This is a genomic window from Oceanobacillus salinisoli (genome assembly GCF_009733865.1).
GTDB lineage: Bacteria > Bacillota > Bacilli > Bacillales > Amphibacillaceae > Oceanobacillus > Oceanobacillus salinisoli.
On the sequence record NZ_WOFB01000016.1, the window covers coordinates 1 to 17848 of the forward strand.

Here is a 17848-nt window from a genome sequence, read left to right on the forward strand (position 1 = left end):
TTTTTTTGGATAGATACGGAACTTATATGCTTTGTTTACAATCATTATTTTCACCTCCCAGAAAGGAACGTTTGTTCTCATTATACTATACTAGAGATAATATTGGGAGATGAAAAATGGCGTTCAGTCGGACAATTGAGATAACTAAAACTATCCCTTGTCCGAAGGCGATTCATCCCCTCCCTACTCATTGGACTAAAGTCCTTCGCATTCCTTGAGGAAGGCGTATTCTCGCCTGAAATTGATAAAATTCTTCAAGGCTGATTTTTCTCTCTTGTGGCATACTCTTACATTCGCCTCCAGAACTTAATTTAAATTATTATAGCATAAATATCGGTAAGACTGATATTTATGTGGGACATAGGACCGGTAGAGGACACTGAAAAGCCGGTTTTATTTAGGATTAGTCATCACCGAATGCAACAATCCGTGTCTAATAGTTTTTCAGTGGTCTCGGACAGGTAACTTGTCTCATTATTTAGAGAGGACAAAAGGACAAGTGGACTTTTCTTCGTCCCTTCTGAATTCTGAGTTCATTCGGGCACCTAGAACCTTCCTATGTAACCTTTTGACTGATTCCCATGTTCATTCAGGCACGTTAAACCTATTTAGGCCAAAAAAGCACCTCTTTAGAAAAGGTGCTTTTTTCACCAGCCTATGCTCTACTTTCTTCCTCTAAACAAAAAACATCGCCATTCCAATCCCGACACTACCAAACACAAAGGTAAACAATAGATTCTGTAACGTTATTTTATATGGATTTTGGACAGTGTTCATCGCTGTAATAGTCACTGTTACGCCATATGTCGCAGAGGCGGATGTTGCTAGAGCGGCAACAATCATTACAATTCCAATCGCAGCTGGATTAATGAAGCCAAACAATGGTGTTAATACTTCCAGTAAAATGGCAATGGTACCAACCGGATGTATTCCGATCATAGCCATGACAAAATAGGTGACTAAAATAAGATATAGAATAATTACTGGGTAATCTGCGAAAATATGAAATGGTTCCTGTACGATATTTAACATATCCGTTTCATTTAAACTATTGGAAAAGAAGGAAAGTGAGATAAATAGAATGATAAAGTTCTGCTGGTGATTGGTCCGATTTTTCCATACTTCAAAACCAAACTTCTTAAACATCGTCCATCTTTTTATTAACATTGCCCAGATTGCTGAAAATGGCAGAATCACCAGTGTGACAGTTAATATGAAATTAAGATCAAACGTTTGATTGATAAATAGAATGGTACTCAAAAATAAACATAGAGCAAATAACAATTTGGCAATCCCAATCACAACACTTTTTACTGGGACCTGAGCTTCATCTTGTTCCACAGGTATGTAGGGAACGGAACGAAACTTCCACCAACCGATAAGAAGATCCCCACTCAGAACTAGCAGAGAAATCAACATGAGCCATGGTAAATAAAATAAATAGCTTACTCCTGTTGCTTCCACGGTCAAGGCAACCATTACTTCCATCGGACTCCAAATGAGAGCTATCGCAAAGGCACGTACGGTCGTTTGACTTATAAACGCATTACGCACTTTCGTCTTCATCTTTTTCATATTCTTGATAAGCATTTCCTGTGTTAATGTAACAGCGGAAATATTGAGGAACATCATTAGAATATAAGTGGTAATCGAGCTTCGTATGTACAAATTCCCGAGATGGTTCACGTTTCCTTTCATCAGTTCTTTCATTTGCGTGTCATACTTCCCTACATGGACAATACTATTAATCCACGGCAGGATAACAAGGTATGCAAGCAATGCCAAATTGGATGTAAAGAAGAGTGGAATCTCTCGAAAAGGAAGTCCTGCTGCCAGAAACATAATCGCTCCTGTTCCAATAAAAGCCCCTCCTAAGACCCGAAACAGGTTACTTGCCCAAATAAAGGAGATACCCATCATTGGAATCGCCAATAGACCAACAGCATATTCCAATGCCCGTACATCTGCGAATACATTAATTAGATAGAGAAGAAGAACCATAGAATAAAAGATATAAAGACGTTCGAAAATCCAGCTTTTCATAATATCTCTTCTTTCAATAATAAGAATATTTTAAAGGTTCATTCCTTTTATCATAAGAAGCATTTATGGATATGTCAAGGAAGTGGAGACGCAAGGACAGGCAGAGACCAATAAATAATTCGGTATCATTTAGGATTAGTTCCCCTTACCCCATTATGGTAAGCTTGGGCCAATCACTTGTCCGCAACCATTAAAAAAGCACCTTAAAAAGGTGCCTTTTTCAGTAGTCTTAAACCGCTACGTGTTTTACATTTCTCCACTTAATTGAACAAGAATTTTTGCTTGACTAAGGTCATTGGATAAGGAATGGAAACCTTCTTCTACAATATCATCTAGTTCTATTTTTTTCGTCATGATTGGACTGACATCTATTTTCTCATCCATTAGAATGGCAATCGATTTTTTAAATGTTTCGTGTTCATATCCTAAAGAAGAAGATAATTTAGCACCGGTCGTCATTAAGGAAATTGGGTTGAATTCGAAATCTCTGGCATGAATAGCAATGACTACTACATTTCCTTTTGGTTTGACGGTGTTAATTGCCTGGTCAAATGTTGGCTTAACCCCTGCTACTTCAAATGTTGCGTCCACCCCTTCCGGATATCTTTCTTTAATATAAGAAATAGCATCTACTTCTTTGGAATTAAGAGCTTGGGTTGCCCCAACTTCTTTTGCTTTTTGCAGTCGCTCATCCGATAAATCGAAAGCTAAAATCTCTTTAGCACCTGCCGCTTTTGCCGCTACAACCGCAAATAATCCAATTGGTCCACAACCAAAAATAGCAACTGTATCTCCTTCTTTAACTTCCCCTTCTTTTATTGCTTGAGCTGCTACCGACAATGGCTCTACTAGCGCTGCCTTGTCCAGTGGGAGCCCATCCGGAATGGACACTACATTCCCTTCTTGAGCGACAACATATTCAGCAAATGATCCATCTGCATGCAAGCCAGCTGAATAAAACTCATAATATCTATCAATTTCTGGAGAATGTTTTCCTGAAGTTACTACAGGATTTACAACAACTCTATCCCCTATTTTGAATTCGGTTACATTATTACCTACCTCTTCTACCACTCCTGAAAATTCATGACCTAATACAAGTGGTGCTTTTTCACCAGTTAATGCATTTGGAGTTTCGGTTTGTAGTAAAAGCGGTCCTATCTCATATTCATGTAAATCTGTACCACAAATACCCGACCAACTGACTTTAACTTTCACATCATGGTCCTTCACTTGCTTAACATCTCTTTCTTCTACTCTAACATCCTTTTGGTTGTACCAAACTGCAGCCTTCATTTTTCCACTCATGATGTTACCCCCTGAAATTTTATATAATCCATTTTCACTATATCATTAAAACTAAAAAATTCAGTAAACAAAATTAGTTTATTTGAGTGTTAAACAACAGTTATAATGATACTGTGGATTTACTTATAGGAGATGCATGTTATGGATCATAAAATAGATAGAAGAATTAGAAAGACTAGAATGGCATTAAAAAACGCGTATATTGATTTAATGGAGGAATACTCAGAAAAGGAAATCACCGTGTCGATGATTACGCAATATGCAGATTTAAACAGAGCTACTTTCTATGCCCATTATTCAAATAAAGCGGAGTTCCTTGAAGAAATTTTGTATGACACCCTAGAAGGGTTAAATGATGCAATCAAGAAACCTTTTGTACATCAGAATAAAATAGAAGTTAATACACTCACCCCTACAACGGAACGAATATTTACGTATATAGAAGACAATCAGAAACTCTTTTATGCGTTATATATTGGACAGAAAGATTTCAAGGTTCATTTGGAGAAACTATTCTACGACATCTTTTCAAAAGATATTTTTATTGAAACCGAATCTTTATATGGGGATGTAAACTATGAAATGTTTCTACACTACCAAACCAATGCAACTATAGGGCTTATTCTATATTGGATTCAAAGTAAATTTAACTATTCAGCAACATATATGATGAAACAACTAACCATCCTGTCCAATACAAAAGTGAAAAGTTTGAGGAAGTTTTGAAGTGTGGGGAGCGGTTCACGCGCTTCCACAATAATTAAAAAAAGCAGGGGATTTTTACCTCATGCTTCCTGAATGGATTTTAGTGCTTAGCAATTAATTTTTATGTGTTCTCGATTGTTTTTTCCTACTCCTATCGCGCGTTTTGCATGAGGCCTTGCACGTTTCTCCATCCCTGTCGCGCGTTTTGCACGAGGCCTCGCACGATTTCCCACCACTGTCGCGCGTTTTGCATGGTGCCTTGCTCGCTTTCCAACCCCTGTCGCGCGTTTTGCATGAACCCTCGCACGACTTACCACCTCAGCGGCTCTTTTCACTTAAGTCCTCGCACGTTCTCCCATCCACACCACTTCATCTACACTCCGATTCCCCACAAGCAAACTAAATTTAAAAGAAGCAGGAGAACTCCCTCTGCTTCTTAAACATAATGACTTATATACGTTGAAAAAAGACTGTCTAATTTTTCAATAATATAATCCGGCTTAATGACCGACGCTTCTATGTCTTTTTTATTGGAAACTCCTGTTAGTACAAGGCATGTACCAAAATCGTTTGTTTTGCCCAGTTGAATATCCGTTTCCAACCGGTCACCGATGACTAAAATTCTATTTCTGTCCAAACCGAGTATGTCGAGAATTTTGTTTCCGTACGTGTCAGAAGGCTTGCCGATAACTTTATTTATATTTTGCCCTGAAGCCACTTCTATTGCACTTGCAAGAGCCATGGTGTCTGGGATAAATCCATCGGGCACTGGACAAACTGGATCAGGATTGGTAATAATCAGCTTTTTACAATGGCGAACTGCATTCATCGCCATGTGTAAATCGTTATACGTGAAAGACCTGTCTAATCCAACTAACACATGAGTTGCTTCCGTCGGGTTATCTGTTATAGGGATAGAGAAATTTTCCAGTTCCTTTTTTATGGCATGTTCCCCAATGATAAAAACAAACACTTCTGTTGACATTTCTGCAAAATAAAGCGCCGATAAATAAGGGGCTGTGACCACTTCTTCTATGTGTGCTTCTACCCCTAAACGTTCCAGACGTTCCTTCCCTTCTTCCCTCGTTAATGTGGGGGAGTTGGTAATAAAAAGAACCTTTTTCTGATGGCTTCGAATAGTCTCCAATACCTGTTTTACGCCTGATAACAGCTGGTCACCAATATAAATCGTGCCATCTAAATCAAAGCAGTATGCATCGTAATGGTTAGGTGAAATCATGATGTAGTGGTGACCTCCCTAACTTAACCAACGAAAACGTTTTGTTCTAAGTAGTTTTTTCCTGTACGTAAAGCTTCTAATGAGGTACCGGGAGCGTATTCTAAAATTAATTCACAATCAATTTCTTCTTGATTCAACACATCCATGATTGCCTGCCAATCCATTTTCCCTTCACCAATCGGCAAATGATCATCGGAAGCTGCCATATTATCATGAATATGAAGAGCTATTAATCTATCTTTAATAATCTTGATTACATTTGGCACATTCCACCCATCCAATTGAGCATGTCCAATATCAATTAAATATCCTGCCGTTTCATCCACGTCCTCAAGAAATTCAACAAACTCTTCCTCCGTCAAAATCGCAGACCCATTATAACCTACATTTTCAATCGCCAATCGAACACCCAGCGGCTTTGCTATCTCACATAATTGGTTCATATACGCTTTTGCACGTTGTTGTGCGAGTTCTTTATTAAAGACAGGAGAAAAACAAAATCCTGGATGTATCACAACATGACTGGCACCAATCATCCCGGCAAACTTGATCGCTTTTTTATATTCATGAAAAGATGCTTCTCGTATTGCTTTATTTTCACTCGTTAAATTAATATCCCATGCTGGTGGGTGGATAGTAAATGAAACTGGCAGGTCCTTTAATTGGGTAGCAATTTTTTCAAAAAGCATCTCCATATCATTCCATTTCTCCCCATCTATCATTAACTCAATTTTGTCTGCGCCATGTTCCATTAACTGCTTAATATTTTCCATGATATCTTCATTTAATAGTGGTAAATCGGAATAAATGATTGTTCTCTTTGTCATACTAAAACCCTACTTTCTTCCTTATTTTTATCATTCTCGTCTAATAGTTCTTCCGGATAGCCTATGGAATCACCCGTTTCTTTTTCGAAAAGGTGAATACGCTCCATCATCGGACGGAAATATACGATATCTCCTTTATGCCAATGTTTATTCTCACTCAGAGCGACAACTTCCTTTCCTTCCAAATCCATATAAACGCTATAGCTGTTTCCTTGATTTTCAATATATTTCACCTTGCCTTGAAATCCGTTGGAAAATGGTGTGGTAGACAATTCAATATGTTCTGGGCGAATACCAAATAACAAGTTCTGCGTCTTCCGTTCCGCAATATGCTTCCTCCACATATCATTCAACTCCAACGACTGCTCGCCAATCGTGACAAAGCCATTGTGATCATCCATTTCCAAAATATTCGTTGGTGGGGTGCCAATAAATTTTGCCGTAAAGACATTGGCTGGTCGATGATACACATTGGTTGGGGTATCCAACATTTGTAACTCCCCATCATACATTAGCGCAATACGGTCAGCAAACGTCATTGCCTCAATCTGATCATGTGTAACATATACCATTGTTTGCTTAAACATCTCATGTATTTTCAGAAGTTCTTTACGAGCAGATACCCGAAGCTGCGCATCCAAATTGGATAAAGGCTCATCCAACAGGAAAAAGTCACTTCGCTTTACCGTCGCCCTTGCTAAAGCAACACGCTGACGTTGTCCACCAGACAAATCTTTCGGTAGGCGGTCCTCCAATCCCCTTAGTTGGAGCATGTCCAAAACGGAGTCTAGTCTGGACTGAATATCTTTTTTAAAAAGTTTTCTTACCCTCAAGCCATAAATAATATTCTGTTTCACCGTCATATGCGGATATAGGGCATAGTTTTGGAACACCATCGCTACATTTCGCTTCCCACTCGGAACATCATTCATCTTTTTGCCATTCATATAAAGACTACCTTCTGTAATATCTTCCAGTCCTGCAATCATCCGTAAAGTGGTGGACTTGCCACACCCTGATGGTCCGAGTAAAATTAATCGTTCTCCCTCTTTAATGGTAAAATTTAAATCTTTGACGACTTCTGTATCCCCGTAGGATTTTTTAACGTGTTCAAATTTAATTTCCTTCATAGTTACCTCCACTATTTAATTCCAGATGAAGTAAATGTGCCAATAATATACTTCTGGAAAGTTAAGTATAAAAGGAGTGGGATGATCATCGTAATGACCGATACAGCCATTGCAACCGTAAAGTTGGTTCCACCCTCTGAGCTGATATACATCTGCAATGCCAATGGTAAGGTATAATTTTCTGTTGTTTTCAAAATAAGAACGGGCCAAACAAATTCGTTCCATGAACTGATGAAAAACCAGATTCCAACAGAGGTTATGGCAGGTCGTACTAAAGGGAGGACAATATCTTTCATAATTCTCCCGTGCCCCAAATTATCCAGTCGTGCCACCTCTATAAGAGAAATCGGAATACTCCTCATCGATTGTGTAATCAAGAAAATACCTATTGCATCGGCCAGCTGTGGTAATATAACTCCCCATACACTGTCCAGTAATCCCAAATCCGAGACAATCAAGTAATTTGGAATCATGGTGACGGTAAAGGGAATGAAAATCGTACTAATGAGTAAAAAATACAAGACCTCTTTTCCTTTAAATTGAAAATAAACAAAAGCATATGCTGCCAAAAAAGAGGTAAGTACCTTGAAAACAGTGGCAACGGACGCAATAATAAAGGTATTCATCGTAACCTTTACGACAGGTAACGTATCAAAAAATGTAATATAGTTTTCCAAGGTAGGATGTAAAGGAATAATATTTAAAACATTGTTATACGCATCCTCCAATGGTGTAAAGGACATACCAACTGCATAGATAATCGGAAATACTAAAACGATGACCGTTGCCATAAAGATAACGTGCCAAGTGATTTCTACTGTTCGATTAATTTTCATAATAGATTCCCCGATCTACAAACTTAAAGTAAAGAAATAACAAAATAAGAAACAGTGCCATCGTTATAATAGATAAAGTAGCAGAGTGACCTGTTCGATAAACGACAAATGCTTCATGGTAGGCATGGTAGATTAAGTTCGAACTCGCATAGTCCGGTCCGCCCTGCGTAACAACCTTTACGGGGGTAAAAACATATTGCAGGCTTTGCACAATCGTCAGAATAAAGACATAAATACCCGTAGCGCTGCTCATCGGTAAAATAATTTGAAAGAAAATGCGCCACAATGGTACATTATCTAACCTTGCCGATTCAATGATTTCCCTTGATATCCCATTAATCGATGCATAAAGAAGGATAAAATTATATCCAAACACCTTCCAGGATGTAATCAGACTTAATACGAGAATGACCCACCCTTCCGATTTCGTCCAGTTGGGAATCTCCAAACCAATCCAACCAAATACAATGGCCAATGGTCCGGAAACAGGATTCAGAATCCAAGTAAATAATATAGAACCAACTACTAAGGATATAAATGCTGGTAAAAACAATGCACTTTTATAAAAACCATTCCACCGTTTTAAAACAATATCAATGACAAAAGCAAAGATATACGGAACCACACAATTAATGGCAAGCAGGATAACTATATAAAGAAATGTGTTCCCAAATATTTGATAGGTTCTTGGATCTCCGAGGACTTCCATATAATTTCGGATTCCGACAAATTCCTTCTCCGGACTAATCATATTCCAGTCAAAAAAACTTAAATAGACCGTGTACAAAAAAGGCCAGAACGTAAAGACAGCAAAGATAATAATCGAAGGGATTAATAGACCATAACCAATGGCATTTTCCCGATTTAGATGCAATGTTTTTCGTACTGCTGCTAGAGCACTCATTTATACGTCCTCCACTTACTTTTTCAGAATGTCACATGGTCAAGCTAAGGATAAATACACTCACCCTTAGCAAAGCCATGTATGTTTAAGATCGATATTAATCATTCAATAATTCGTTAATTTTGTCTTCTATTGACGTTAAACCTTCTTCTACGGATATACTTCCGCCAAGAATTTGGTCACGAAGATCTAACAATAATTGTTCTGCTTCTAATCCAGCATCTCCCGGGAAGGAAGCCCATGGAACAACCCCATCCATTTGCTCTACTGCTGCCGTCATCATTTCATTTTCTTCTAAATAGGTTTTCAGTCCGTTTTCTGCATCTGCCACATCGTTACGTGGAGGAACATATCCTGTACCCTTTGTCCACTCTGCCATCGACTCAATGCTATATAGATATCTCATAAATTCCCAAGCTGCTTTTTGTTCTTTTTCATTTGGAGCAGTAATGGTAAGCATCGCTCCTCCAGCTGGTAATTTCACATCTTTCCCTTCCCATGCTGGTGATTTCACTGCTGCTACATCAAATTGGGCATTATCTTGAATGTTGGATCGTTGCGCTATCGTTGTATATGCCATTGCTACGCTTCCATCAATAAAGCTTTGGACACCTTGATCCCAGCCAATATGTAAAGCCGTTTCATCTTCTAAAACCATATCAGCTAATAATTCGTACGCCTCTATTCCCTCTTCAGAAGCAAATGTCGCTTTTCCATCCGTAATAAATTGGGCACCATTACTTTCTAACAAGGCCTGTGTTGCCCAGTTATCCGCAGGCTCTTGGAAATAGAAACCGTATTTACCAGTTTCCTCTTTAATGACTTTCGAAAATTCTTTTACTTCTTCCCATGTTTGTGGACCATTCTCATCCAGACCTGCTTCTCTTAAAATATCTCTATTAATATATAAAACAGGGCTACTTAAGGAGTAAGGAATACCAACCTGTTCACCATCGGAATTCTTTGCTAAATCAAGGACATTTGGAAGAAATTTATCTTGTAAAAACGTTTCATCCTCTGGAAAATGCTGTTCAATCACTGTTTGTGGAGAAACATAACTAAAGTTGTCTGAGAAATAATTTAAAAACGACCAACCAACTTGAACAACTGCGGGTGCATTCCCTGCTGCTGCTTCTGCCTGCAGATTTTGCATCAATCCTTTATACATGTCAGGATTATATTTCGCCACAACCTCCACGGTTTCACTTTGTGCATTAAAATCTTCCACCAATTGTTTTACCGTTTGTCCTCCTTGTGTTTCCGCATTAACATGCCAATATTCTATCTTTGTTTTTCCATCCTCTGTTGTACCTGCTGCTTCTGAATTACATGCCACTAAGAAAAGCATAAGTGCAATAAAACAAATCGTTTGTAAAAATCGCTTCATTATTTTCCTCTCCTTTGAATATTGATTTAAGAAAAAATCCGATTTGAAATAAGTTCAAAAAATCGCTCTTTATCTACTTCCAATGCTACTTTGACTTTTCCATCTTCCTTTATTTCTCCGAGTGTGATTCCCTTATCGGTTTGTGGCTCATACAAGACGTCTATATGCATTCTCGTTGTTTCAATAAGACTTCGATCCAGCAATACAGCGATTGCCAGAGGATCACACAAGTAAGAATAATCCCGCATCTTATAATCCATAAAATCAAGCATCATCTTAGAAAGCTTTTTTACAATAGTAGAATCTCCGGATGCAAACTGTTCGACCAGTTGTTTGGAAATCATGAGCTGCCTTGTTACATCAAGTCCAATCATCGTAATAGGGGCACCACTCGAGAATACGACGGATGCTGCTTCGGGATCACATGTTACATTATGCTCGGACGTCTCCACAGATAGACGGTAACTGCCAAGGCGTGTGACCCCACCCATAATCACAATTTCTTTTACATTTTCAATGATTTTGGGTTCACGAATAATCGCTGCTGCAACATTGGTTAATGGACCAATTGGTACGAGCGTAATCTCTCCCGGATAGGTCATGATTGTTTCGATAATAAAATCGACAGCATGCTTTTGCTTTTCTTCAAGAGGAGACTTGCTATCGCTCAGATTCCCTAACTGCTCTTCCAATCCCGTCCAATAGACCTTTCGTTTACGAAGCAGTGGACGTTCAATCCCTTGATAGATTGGAATGGTATGACTATGGCATAATTCTGAAATTGCCTGTGCAATCTTTCCTCGAATTTCAGTGTCCCCGTAAACCGTTGTAACCCCCAGCAAATCTATCTCGGGAGATTTAATGGCTAACACATAAGCTATCACGTCATCCGGATTCGTTCCAATATCCGTATCCAAAATAACTTTCGACATTCCCCGAGCTCTCCCTTCCAAAGACTCTTTTCAAGTTAGCTGTATCACCTCCAAGGTACGGGAAAATAAAGAGACCAAAAATAGACAGTATACACATAGGTATATACTATTTATTTTTGGTCTCTCAAACCGCACCATTTTTCTATTCACTTTTCAATTATGATTATACCTTTTAATTGTTAATAACCTATAAAGTCCATGTAAATTTTTCTTTAAATAAGTCGATTGATGTCGTTTTTCCACATCTCTGAGTTTGATGTGGACACAGCGATAGCACCATTTTCTATTGCATTTTTTGCATGTTCTGCAGAAGACAATAGCCCACCAGTAATAATCGGAACATGGGATACTTTTGAAAGTTTGTTAATAAATTCGGGGACTCTACTGGGCATAATCTCAATTATATCCGCTGGGTTTTGGTCAATATCCTTTTCCAGGTTGATATACATATCTGTATCAACCATAAAGACACGCTGAATGACAAAAATACCTTTTGCCTTTGCTTTTTTTATAATCCCACTCTTTGTAGTAACGATTGCGGCGGGTTTAATGTGCTTTTTCACAAAATCCATTCCGTTTTTATCCATTTGCAGCCCACCAATACGCTCTACATGTAAAATCACCGGGAGACCATGAGATTGAATAAAGTCAACATATTTTTTGACATTTAAAATCGTTCCTGTCATTAACAATACAGCACTGATATGTTCCTTATACTTAATGGCCCTTTCTAAATTTTTCGGGTCTTTTACAGCCGCAACCATTTTATGCTTATGTAATCTTTCTACTAATACATCGCTGAAATTATCCTTTTCCATTGTTTAACCTCCTATAGGACACTGTGACAAATAACTTATCAAGTGATATTTGTAGTAAGTTTAGGACTCGTTCACCTTTCACTTTAGCCCACTATCATTTAATTTTAATTTTTAATATAAAAAACCTCTGTCGAAGTGAGCATAAGATTGACAATTTGCTTAGACATATACTCGGGCGAATCTGGGAAATCTTCTTCAATCCACCGAATAATGACTGCTGCTATTCCATGTGCACGATATATATAAAACCATTTAGTACTTAATGATGTCCCCTCTTTTAGTTCATACTCGTATTCCTCAATAAACATTCGTTCAATAGCCTTTGCCAATTGATAACGAAAATCCACACGAATATGATGGCTTAGCAATAGTTTATAAAGGTCTTCATTTTCTTGAAAATAGGTAAACAATGTTATATCTTCTGTATTTATATCCCTCATATTAACCTTTTTTATCGATTTATAAGGATGTCGAATTTGGGTAATCATATCCTGTAATACATCGTGAATAACCTCATCCAGTAAATGTTCCTTTGTTTCGAAATTGGCATAAAAAGTTCCTCGGTTATAGTCTGCTTCACGTACGATTTCTGAGATTGTAATCTGATCAAACGGCTTCTGATAAAGCAATTGTAAAAAGGTCTCTTTTATATCTGTTTTTGAGCGTTTAATACGTTTATCTAACATCCCTGTCATTGTTGTTCACCTCCACTCTAGTATGTCTGAACGATTTGGCATCTGCAATTTTTTACTATACAAAATTCACTGTTTTATACAGTAATGAACATTTCATTTTTTTTGCTGATTGAATAAAAAATTGGGAAATACTATATTTACAGTATAAAAATAATTAGTTGGAGGTATGTATATGACATTTCCAGTTTTAGAAGATAAGGTTGCCATTGTTACTGGTGCTGCAATGGGCATGGGGAAAGAAACTGCAAAACTATTTGCAGAAGCAAAAGCAAAAGTGGTTATCGCCGACTTTAATGAAGAAAATGGTCGTGCTGTCGTAGAAGAAATAAAAGCAGATGGCGGGGAAGCTTCTTTTGTTAAGGTCGACATTTCAAATTCCAATCAAGTACAGGCAATGGTACAATTTGCCGTAGACACTTATGGAAAACTTGATGTATCTGTCAATAACGCTGCATTAACTCCAGATGACAGACCTGCTGCCGAATTTGATGAAGATTATTGGAACCGTTTAATCTCTGTTGATTTAACTGGTACAGCACTTTGCATGAAATATGAATTACAACAAATGTTAAAACAAGGTCATGGTGGCTCTATTATTAACATTTCTTCTGTTAGTGGTTTCCGTCCACAGCCAAATAATATTGCATATGTAGCAGCAAAACATGGAGTGGTTGGCATGACAAAAGTAGCTGCTTTGGAAAATGGCCCACATAATATTCGTGTAAATACAGTTGCTCCCGGCGCAATAGATACTCCGATGCTCCGTGGCGCATTAGAACAATTTGGCTTAAAAGAAGAGGAGTATGCTCCACAGTTAAGTTTACTAAATCGTTTTGGCAAACCAAGAGAAATCGCAGAAGCCAGTCTCTGGTTAGCATCTGACGCATCATCGTATGTAACCGGCACAACGATTCACGCAGATGCTGGTTATACTTCGAGATAAGAAAGACCAAGGGGACAGGCTATATTAAGACTTGTCCCCTAAGTTTTTTAAAATTCCTACTGCAAGAGTATACCCACCATTAACGTGTTGCCTGTCATAAATGAAGAATCGTCACTTCCCATGAATAAAACAGTTTTTGCCATTTCTTCAGGATCCTGACCCCAAATCCACCAAAAAGACGGTTCCTCTACTCCAAATAAAGTAAAAGAACCGCCCAAGTATTTCCCTGTCTACATCCTACTCAATCACAACATCCACTTCAGCTTTCACATCATTTGCGATGACTTCTAATGAAATCACGCCTCTGTTCAGTGCAGTAAGCTCTCCTGTTTCCGGGTTAAATACAGCATCATGCTTATTCGATTTCTTTTCACGTTCTAATGCATCTCCAGAGCCGACAAATACATTATCACTGCCTTCCCAGATTACAGTTGCTGGATAGCGGAGTGGGAAATTCAGATTCCCCGCTTGATGACCAGTCGCAGAAATAATTATCGTATCGCCTGCTGCTACGGTTTCCGGTGAATCTATCGAGATGGATTCAAGAATTGGTCGAACTTCTGCTTGAATCCATTCACTACCGCTAGTATTGCTTTGTGTAGAAGCCTTTTCCGGGCCAAATGCCTGGTCCGGAATTGGTGTTGGATCGATTCCGAACATTGTCCAAGCATAAAATCCACCATTATTTGCTGTACCGTATGGTGGTTTTCCTGCAGACCCAACCACCATATATGGAACCCCTTCGACTCGTTCCAGATTTACGGTATGTGCATGGCTGCTAATGTACATCGCACCTTTGCCATTGGACTTCTCACGGAAATCGGTCAGCCAAGTTTCCAATAACTCCGCCTCTTTTCGATCTGCCAGTTGACTATTGTTCGTTGGTAATGGATCACGTGTAGGATGATGCCCAACCACTACTACATTGTTGATGGACGAATCTTTTTCAGCATCCACTAGCGCCTCTTTTAACTCAATCAGCTGATCGAAATCACTCGTACGAAAACTTCCTGTTGCTGAATCCAGTAATACAAATCGTGTTCCTTTGTGATCGAAGGTGTAACGATTTTCTCCAAAAGCATCTAGAAAATTATCCAATGTTCCAGGGCCAGCAATTTCATGATTACCGGGAGTATAATAGATTGGGATAGAATCTCCTACCTCTTCCTCCAGCAGTTGTTTTGCAAGGGCAAAGTCTTCCTCCCATGCTGTATCCACAAGGTCTCCATTGATAACAAGAAATTCCGGATCCTGTGCGACAATCTGACGTAATGCCTCCCGGGCCATCTCAACTTGCTGACTGTTTGGCGAGGCAGCAACAAATTGGGTATCCGATAAAACAGCAAATTTCCAGCTTTCCTCTTTAATGGTATCATTTTGAACAATCAAAGGATCTGGGGTGGACACCTGCTGTTCTCCTATGTCCACACTTGGCGGCACCTCAACCGTTAAATTATCATATACTAATTCTCCCGTGTATTGGTCATCTTTGCTCGTTTCAATTGCACCAATCGTCCGTAATTCCAATGGATACTGCACTCCATTTGGAATTTCCATTTCTATTTCTTCCCATCCTGTCCAAGTGACATATGGCCCGTAAAGGTAATAATACGATCCTGCAGCATCACGTAATGTAAAGGACATCCATTCCCCTTTACCAGATCCTTTGACAGATAATCCAATTTTCTTCGGTTCTCCAGGAAGGGTCAAGCTAGAAACAGGATGTGCATTTGCCGTACGTGTACCGGTAGATTGCGTAAAATCAAAAGCAACATGTAAGCCATTTCCTTCCAGCCCTTCTGCTGTTCCTAAACTTCCAGACCCACGGGCAGAAGAGAATCTCCATTCACCTGCATCCTCAAAATCAGAAATCACTACTTTTTCCAGTCCAATCGTTACCGGAAGCTGCACCGTCTTATCCATGACTGTGATGGATATCACGGTCGATTTCCCATCTTGTTCTGGTACGACCGAAAACGTTCCATCCGAATTCGTGTCAACATCAATGACGGAATCATCATATTCCAATTCCATATCTCTGGCTTCGATAGGGGCAGAAAAGCCTTCTTTGTCATATCCGAAAACAGTAAAGCTTCCATTTTTGCCCATTTCCAGACCGAGGTAAGAATGGGATGTTTCGATGCGGTCCAACTCACCAAGTACCGTAATTTCCTTTGTTCCTTTGGAGGATTGGATTTGTGCCTGTGCAACGGCAGAACCTGATTTTTTCGCATAAAAAACGCCTTTTTCGTCAAAATTCCCTACATCTGCAGGAAGCGCCTCCCATTTGATTCCCTCCACCTCTACAGGTGCATAGTTTTCATCATGACCAAGTCCGGCAAAACTTCTGCTTAATCCCGGGAAGACACGTTCACTATTTTGGGCCGCAACAACGGTATCTACCGCAAAGCTTTCCAATTCCCCGCTGCCTGATTCAGCAAAAACACCTATCCCATTTGGAACATAACGTTCACTTCCATCTGACGGAGCATTGACCACTTCGGCATCTGCTTCCCCAGGCATGCGCGCTACCATGGTAGAAGAGCCCCCGCCATCAATATTTAATGCCTGATATGCACCATATTCCTTCATTAACTCGGCCATTTCTTTATATGTCATTCCACGGCTGTCCAATTGCCGACCATCCACTACAGCGAGAATCATCGTTTCTCCATCCTCTGAAAATCCAACCGCCGACCTTGGGGCAGTAGTACTATCATCAATATTAGCAGGAACTTGCCCCTTATCCACTAAAATGACATTTCCGCCAATAGCGAAATCCATGAGGGTATCCCCCTCGATTTTCGGTGCATAGGATACACGTACTTTATCACCAATGAAGAGCGTTTTTAATGTTTCCGCACCCTGTTCACGGCCAACAAGAACGATGGTATCTTTTCCCATTACACCTTTGCCAGCCTTGTCTGAAACAGCAGCAACTTTACCATCACGAATCGTCACTTCATAAACAGGACTGCCATCATTTGCTCGCTGCGCTTCTCCCCATACCGATGTATAAAGCCCAATACCGTTACTTGGGATACTTGATTGGTTCAAAGCAGCTAGCGAAAATTCACCACTTGGAAGCTGAATCGTTCCTTCCAGCAAAATGTTGGTTATCACACCAATACCATCTTCATCTACACCGGCTGTTAAAGTATGCGATCCCTGTGGCCCCTTTAAAATATTCCCACCCTGAATCATGGACCCAGACGGAGCTTTCGTATTATTAATATCAAAAAAGTCCCCATTTACCCCAGCAACTGCTCCAGCTTCCTTCGCCATTTCAGACACGGGTTTGGAATCGGTGATAACCCCAGGATATAGCAAATCTGCGGATACTGCTTCATTCGACAAATCAATGGTCATAACTTCCCCATTCAACCATCCGCGCGCATCAAACCGTTCAAATTGTGTCAGTTCTATCCCTGGACCAATTGTCGTCGTCTCTTCATTCGATAAAAGCGTTTTACCAGATGGCCCTACCGTAATAATTGGTTCTGTCTTTTGCGATGATGCAGCACGCACATCTGATATAGGATTCGTTTCTGCATGTACTGCAGGCGTAACACATGAAGCAGCAAGAAGTACAGCTAATATCCCACTCGTCCATTTTTTATTCAACCTAATATCCCTCCAATAATTTAAAATTTTCTTGGAAGTATATCATGATGGAAACCACAATCCTCCTTTCTATATCTCTCTATCTTTTATACTAGCAAAGGTCTATTAAACACTTATTAGATTCCTGTAAAAATTTATAGGATAAAAGACTGATAAAAGTTTACCTGAACCATGGCCAAGAATTTTTTAAAAAACGCTTGAGGTGCCTGTCACTTCCCGAAAATTGTAATTTTTTGTCGAATTAATTTAGGGGTGGGCCAGAGGGATGGGTTCAACCGTCCAATCAGCTATCTTTGTAATGAATCGAGGTGCCTGTCTCTAAGTCCTTCCTGTAGCTACCTGAATTTTTATTTACAAAAATAAACAGAACACTTGTTTGCTATGAATTAATCTGATATACTTATTTTAGAAATACATCTCGGTTCCTCCTCATATAAAAAAGGGATGTGTGTTAAG

The 17848-nt window shown here is 39.3% G+C and carries 14 protein-coding genes; 2 read left to right on the plus strand and 12 right to left on the minus strand.

Translation table 11 applies throughout. The features are described from left to right. Nucleotides 1-675: 675 nt before the first annotated feature. Nucleotides 676-2043 carry a hypothetical protein gene (locus GMJ66_RS11950; RefSeq protein WP_156290558.1) on the minus strand — a complete coding sequence of 456 codons (1368 nt, stop codon included), beginning with the start codon at nucleotides 2041-2043 and terminating at the stop codon, nucleotides 676-678. Nucleotides 2044-2289: 246 nt separating this feature from the next. Next, complete coding sequence (locus GMJ66_RS11955; RefSeq protein WP_156290685.1) at nucleotides 2290-3339, minus strand: 2,3-butanediol dehydrogenase; 1050 nt, start codon at nucleotides 3337-3339, stop codon at nucleotides 2290-2292. Nucleotides 3340-3492: 153 nt separating this feature from the next. Here GMJ66_RS11955 and GMJ66_RS11960 point away from each other — a divergent pair, with 153 nt between their 5' ends. Further along, nucleotides 3493-4077, plus strand: coding sequence for a TetR/AcrR family transcriptional regulator (locus GMJ66_RS11960; RefSeq protein ID WP_197046681.1), 585 nt, complete (start codon nucleotides 3493-3495; stop codon nucleotides 4075-4077). Nucleotides 4078-4492: 415 nt separating this feature from the next. Here the strand turns inward: GMJ66_RS11960 and GMJ66_RS11965 are convergent, their stop codons facing one another. The 9 genes from GMJ66_RS11965 to GMJ66_RS12005 form a co-directional block, all read right to left on the minus strand. Then, nucleotides 4493-5296: an HAD-IIA family hydrolase gene (locus GMJ66_RS11965; RefSeq protein ID WP_156290560.1), complete on the minus strand. Its 804-nt coding sequence runs from the start codon at nucleotides 5294-5296 to the stop codon at nucleotides 4493-4495. Nucleotides 5297-5319: 23 nt separating this feature from the next. Then, entirely contained in the window at nucleotides 5320-6123 is an 804-nt protein-coding gene (locus GMJ66_RS11970; RefSeq protein WP_156290561.1) for a sugar phosphate isomerase/epimerase family protein, read from the minus strand. Continuing rightward, complete coding sequence (locus GMJ66_RS11975) at nucleotides 6120-7253, minus strand: ABC transporter ATP-binding protein (protein WP_156290562.1); 1134 nt, start codon at nucleotides 7251-7253, stop codon at nucleotides 6120-6122. Before GMJ66_RS11975 ends, GMJ66_RS11970 begins: the two co-directional genes overlap by 4 nt. Before the next feature lie 11 nt (nucleotides 7254-7264). Then, nucleotides 7265-8089 (minus strand): carbohydrate ABC transporter permease, encoded by an 825-nt coding sequence (locus GMJ66_RS11980; RefSeq protein ID WP_156290563.1) that lies wholly within the window; start codon nucleotides 8087-8089, stop codon nucleotides 7265-7267. Continuing rightward, nucleotides 8079-8993, minus strand: coding sequence for a carbohydrate ABC transporter permease (locus tag GMJ66_RS11985; RefSeq protein ID WP_156290564.1), 915 nt, complete (start codon nucleotides 8991-8993; stop codon nucleotides 8079-8081). The genes GMJ66_RS11980 and GMJ66_RS11985 overlap by 11 nt, the downstream gene beginning before the upstream one ends. 97 nt (nucleotides 8994-9090) lie before the next feature. Next, on the minus strand, nucleotides 9091-10380 hold the full coding sequence (locus tag GMJ66_RS11990) for an ABC transporter substrate-binding protein (RefSeq protein ID WP_156290565.1): 1290 nt from the start codon (nucleotides 10378-10380) through the stop codon (nucleotides 9091-9093). A gap of 26 nt (nucleotides 10381-10406) precedes the next feature. Further along, nucleotides 10407-11312, minus strand: coding sequence for a nucleoside hydrolase (locus tag GMJ66_RS11995; protein WP_156290566.1), 906 nt, complete (start codon nucleotides 11310-11312; stop codon nucleotides 10407-10409). A gap of 212 nt (nucleotides 11313-11524) precedes the next feature. Then, a complete protein-coding gene (locus GMJ66_RS12000) occupies nucleotides 11525-12130 on the minus strand; it encodes a glycerol-3-phosphate responsive antiterminator (RefSeq protein WP_156290567.1) in 606 nt (201 codons plus the stop codon). 104 nt (nucleotides 12131-12234) lie between these two features. Continuing rightward, entirely contained in the window at nucleotides 12235-12825 is a 591-nt protein-coding gene (locus GMJ66_RS12005) for a TetR/AcrR family transcriptional regulator (protein ID WP_156290568.1), read from the minus strand. A gap of 172 nt (nucleotides 12826-12997) precedes the next feature. Here GMJ66_RS12005 and GMJ66_RS12010 point away from each other — a divergent pair, with 172 nt between their 5' ends. Next, complete coding sequence (locus GMJ66_RS12010) at nucleotides 12998-13768, plus strand: SDR family NAD(P)-dependent oxidoreductase (protein ID WP_156290569.1); 771 nt, start codon at nucleotides 12998-13000, stop codon at nucleotides 13766-13768. A 237-nt stretch (nucleotides 13769-14005) separates the two neighbouring features. Here the strand turns inward: GMJ66_RS12010 and GMJ66_RS12020 are convergent, their stop codons facing one another. Further along, nucleotides 14006-17392, minus strand: coding sequence for a phosphodiester glycosidase family protein (locus GMJ66_RS12020; RefSeq protein ID WP_156290571.1), 3387 nt, complete (start codon nucleotides 17390-17392; stop codon nucleotides 14006-14008). Nucleotides 17393-17848: the final 456 nt, after the last annotated feature.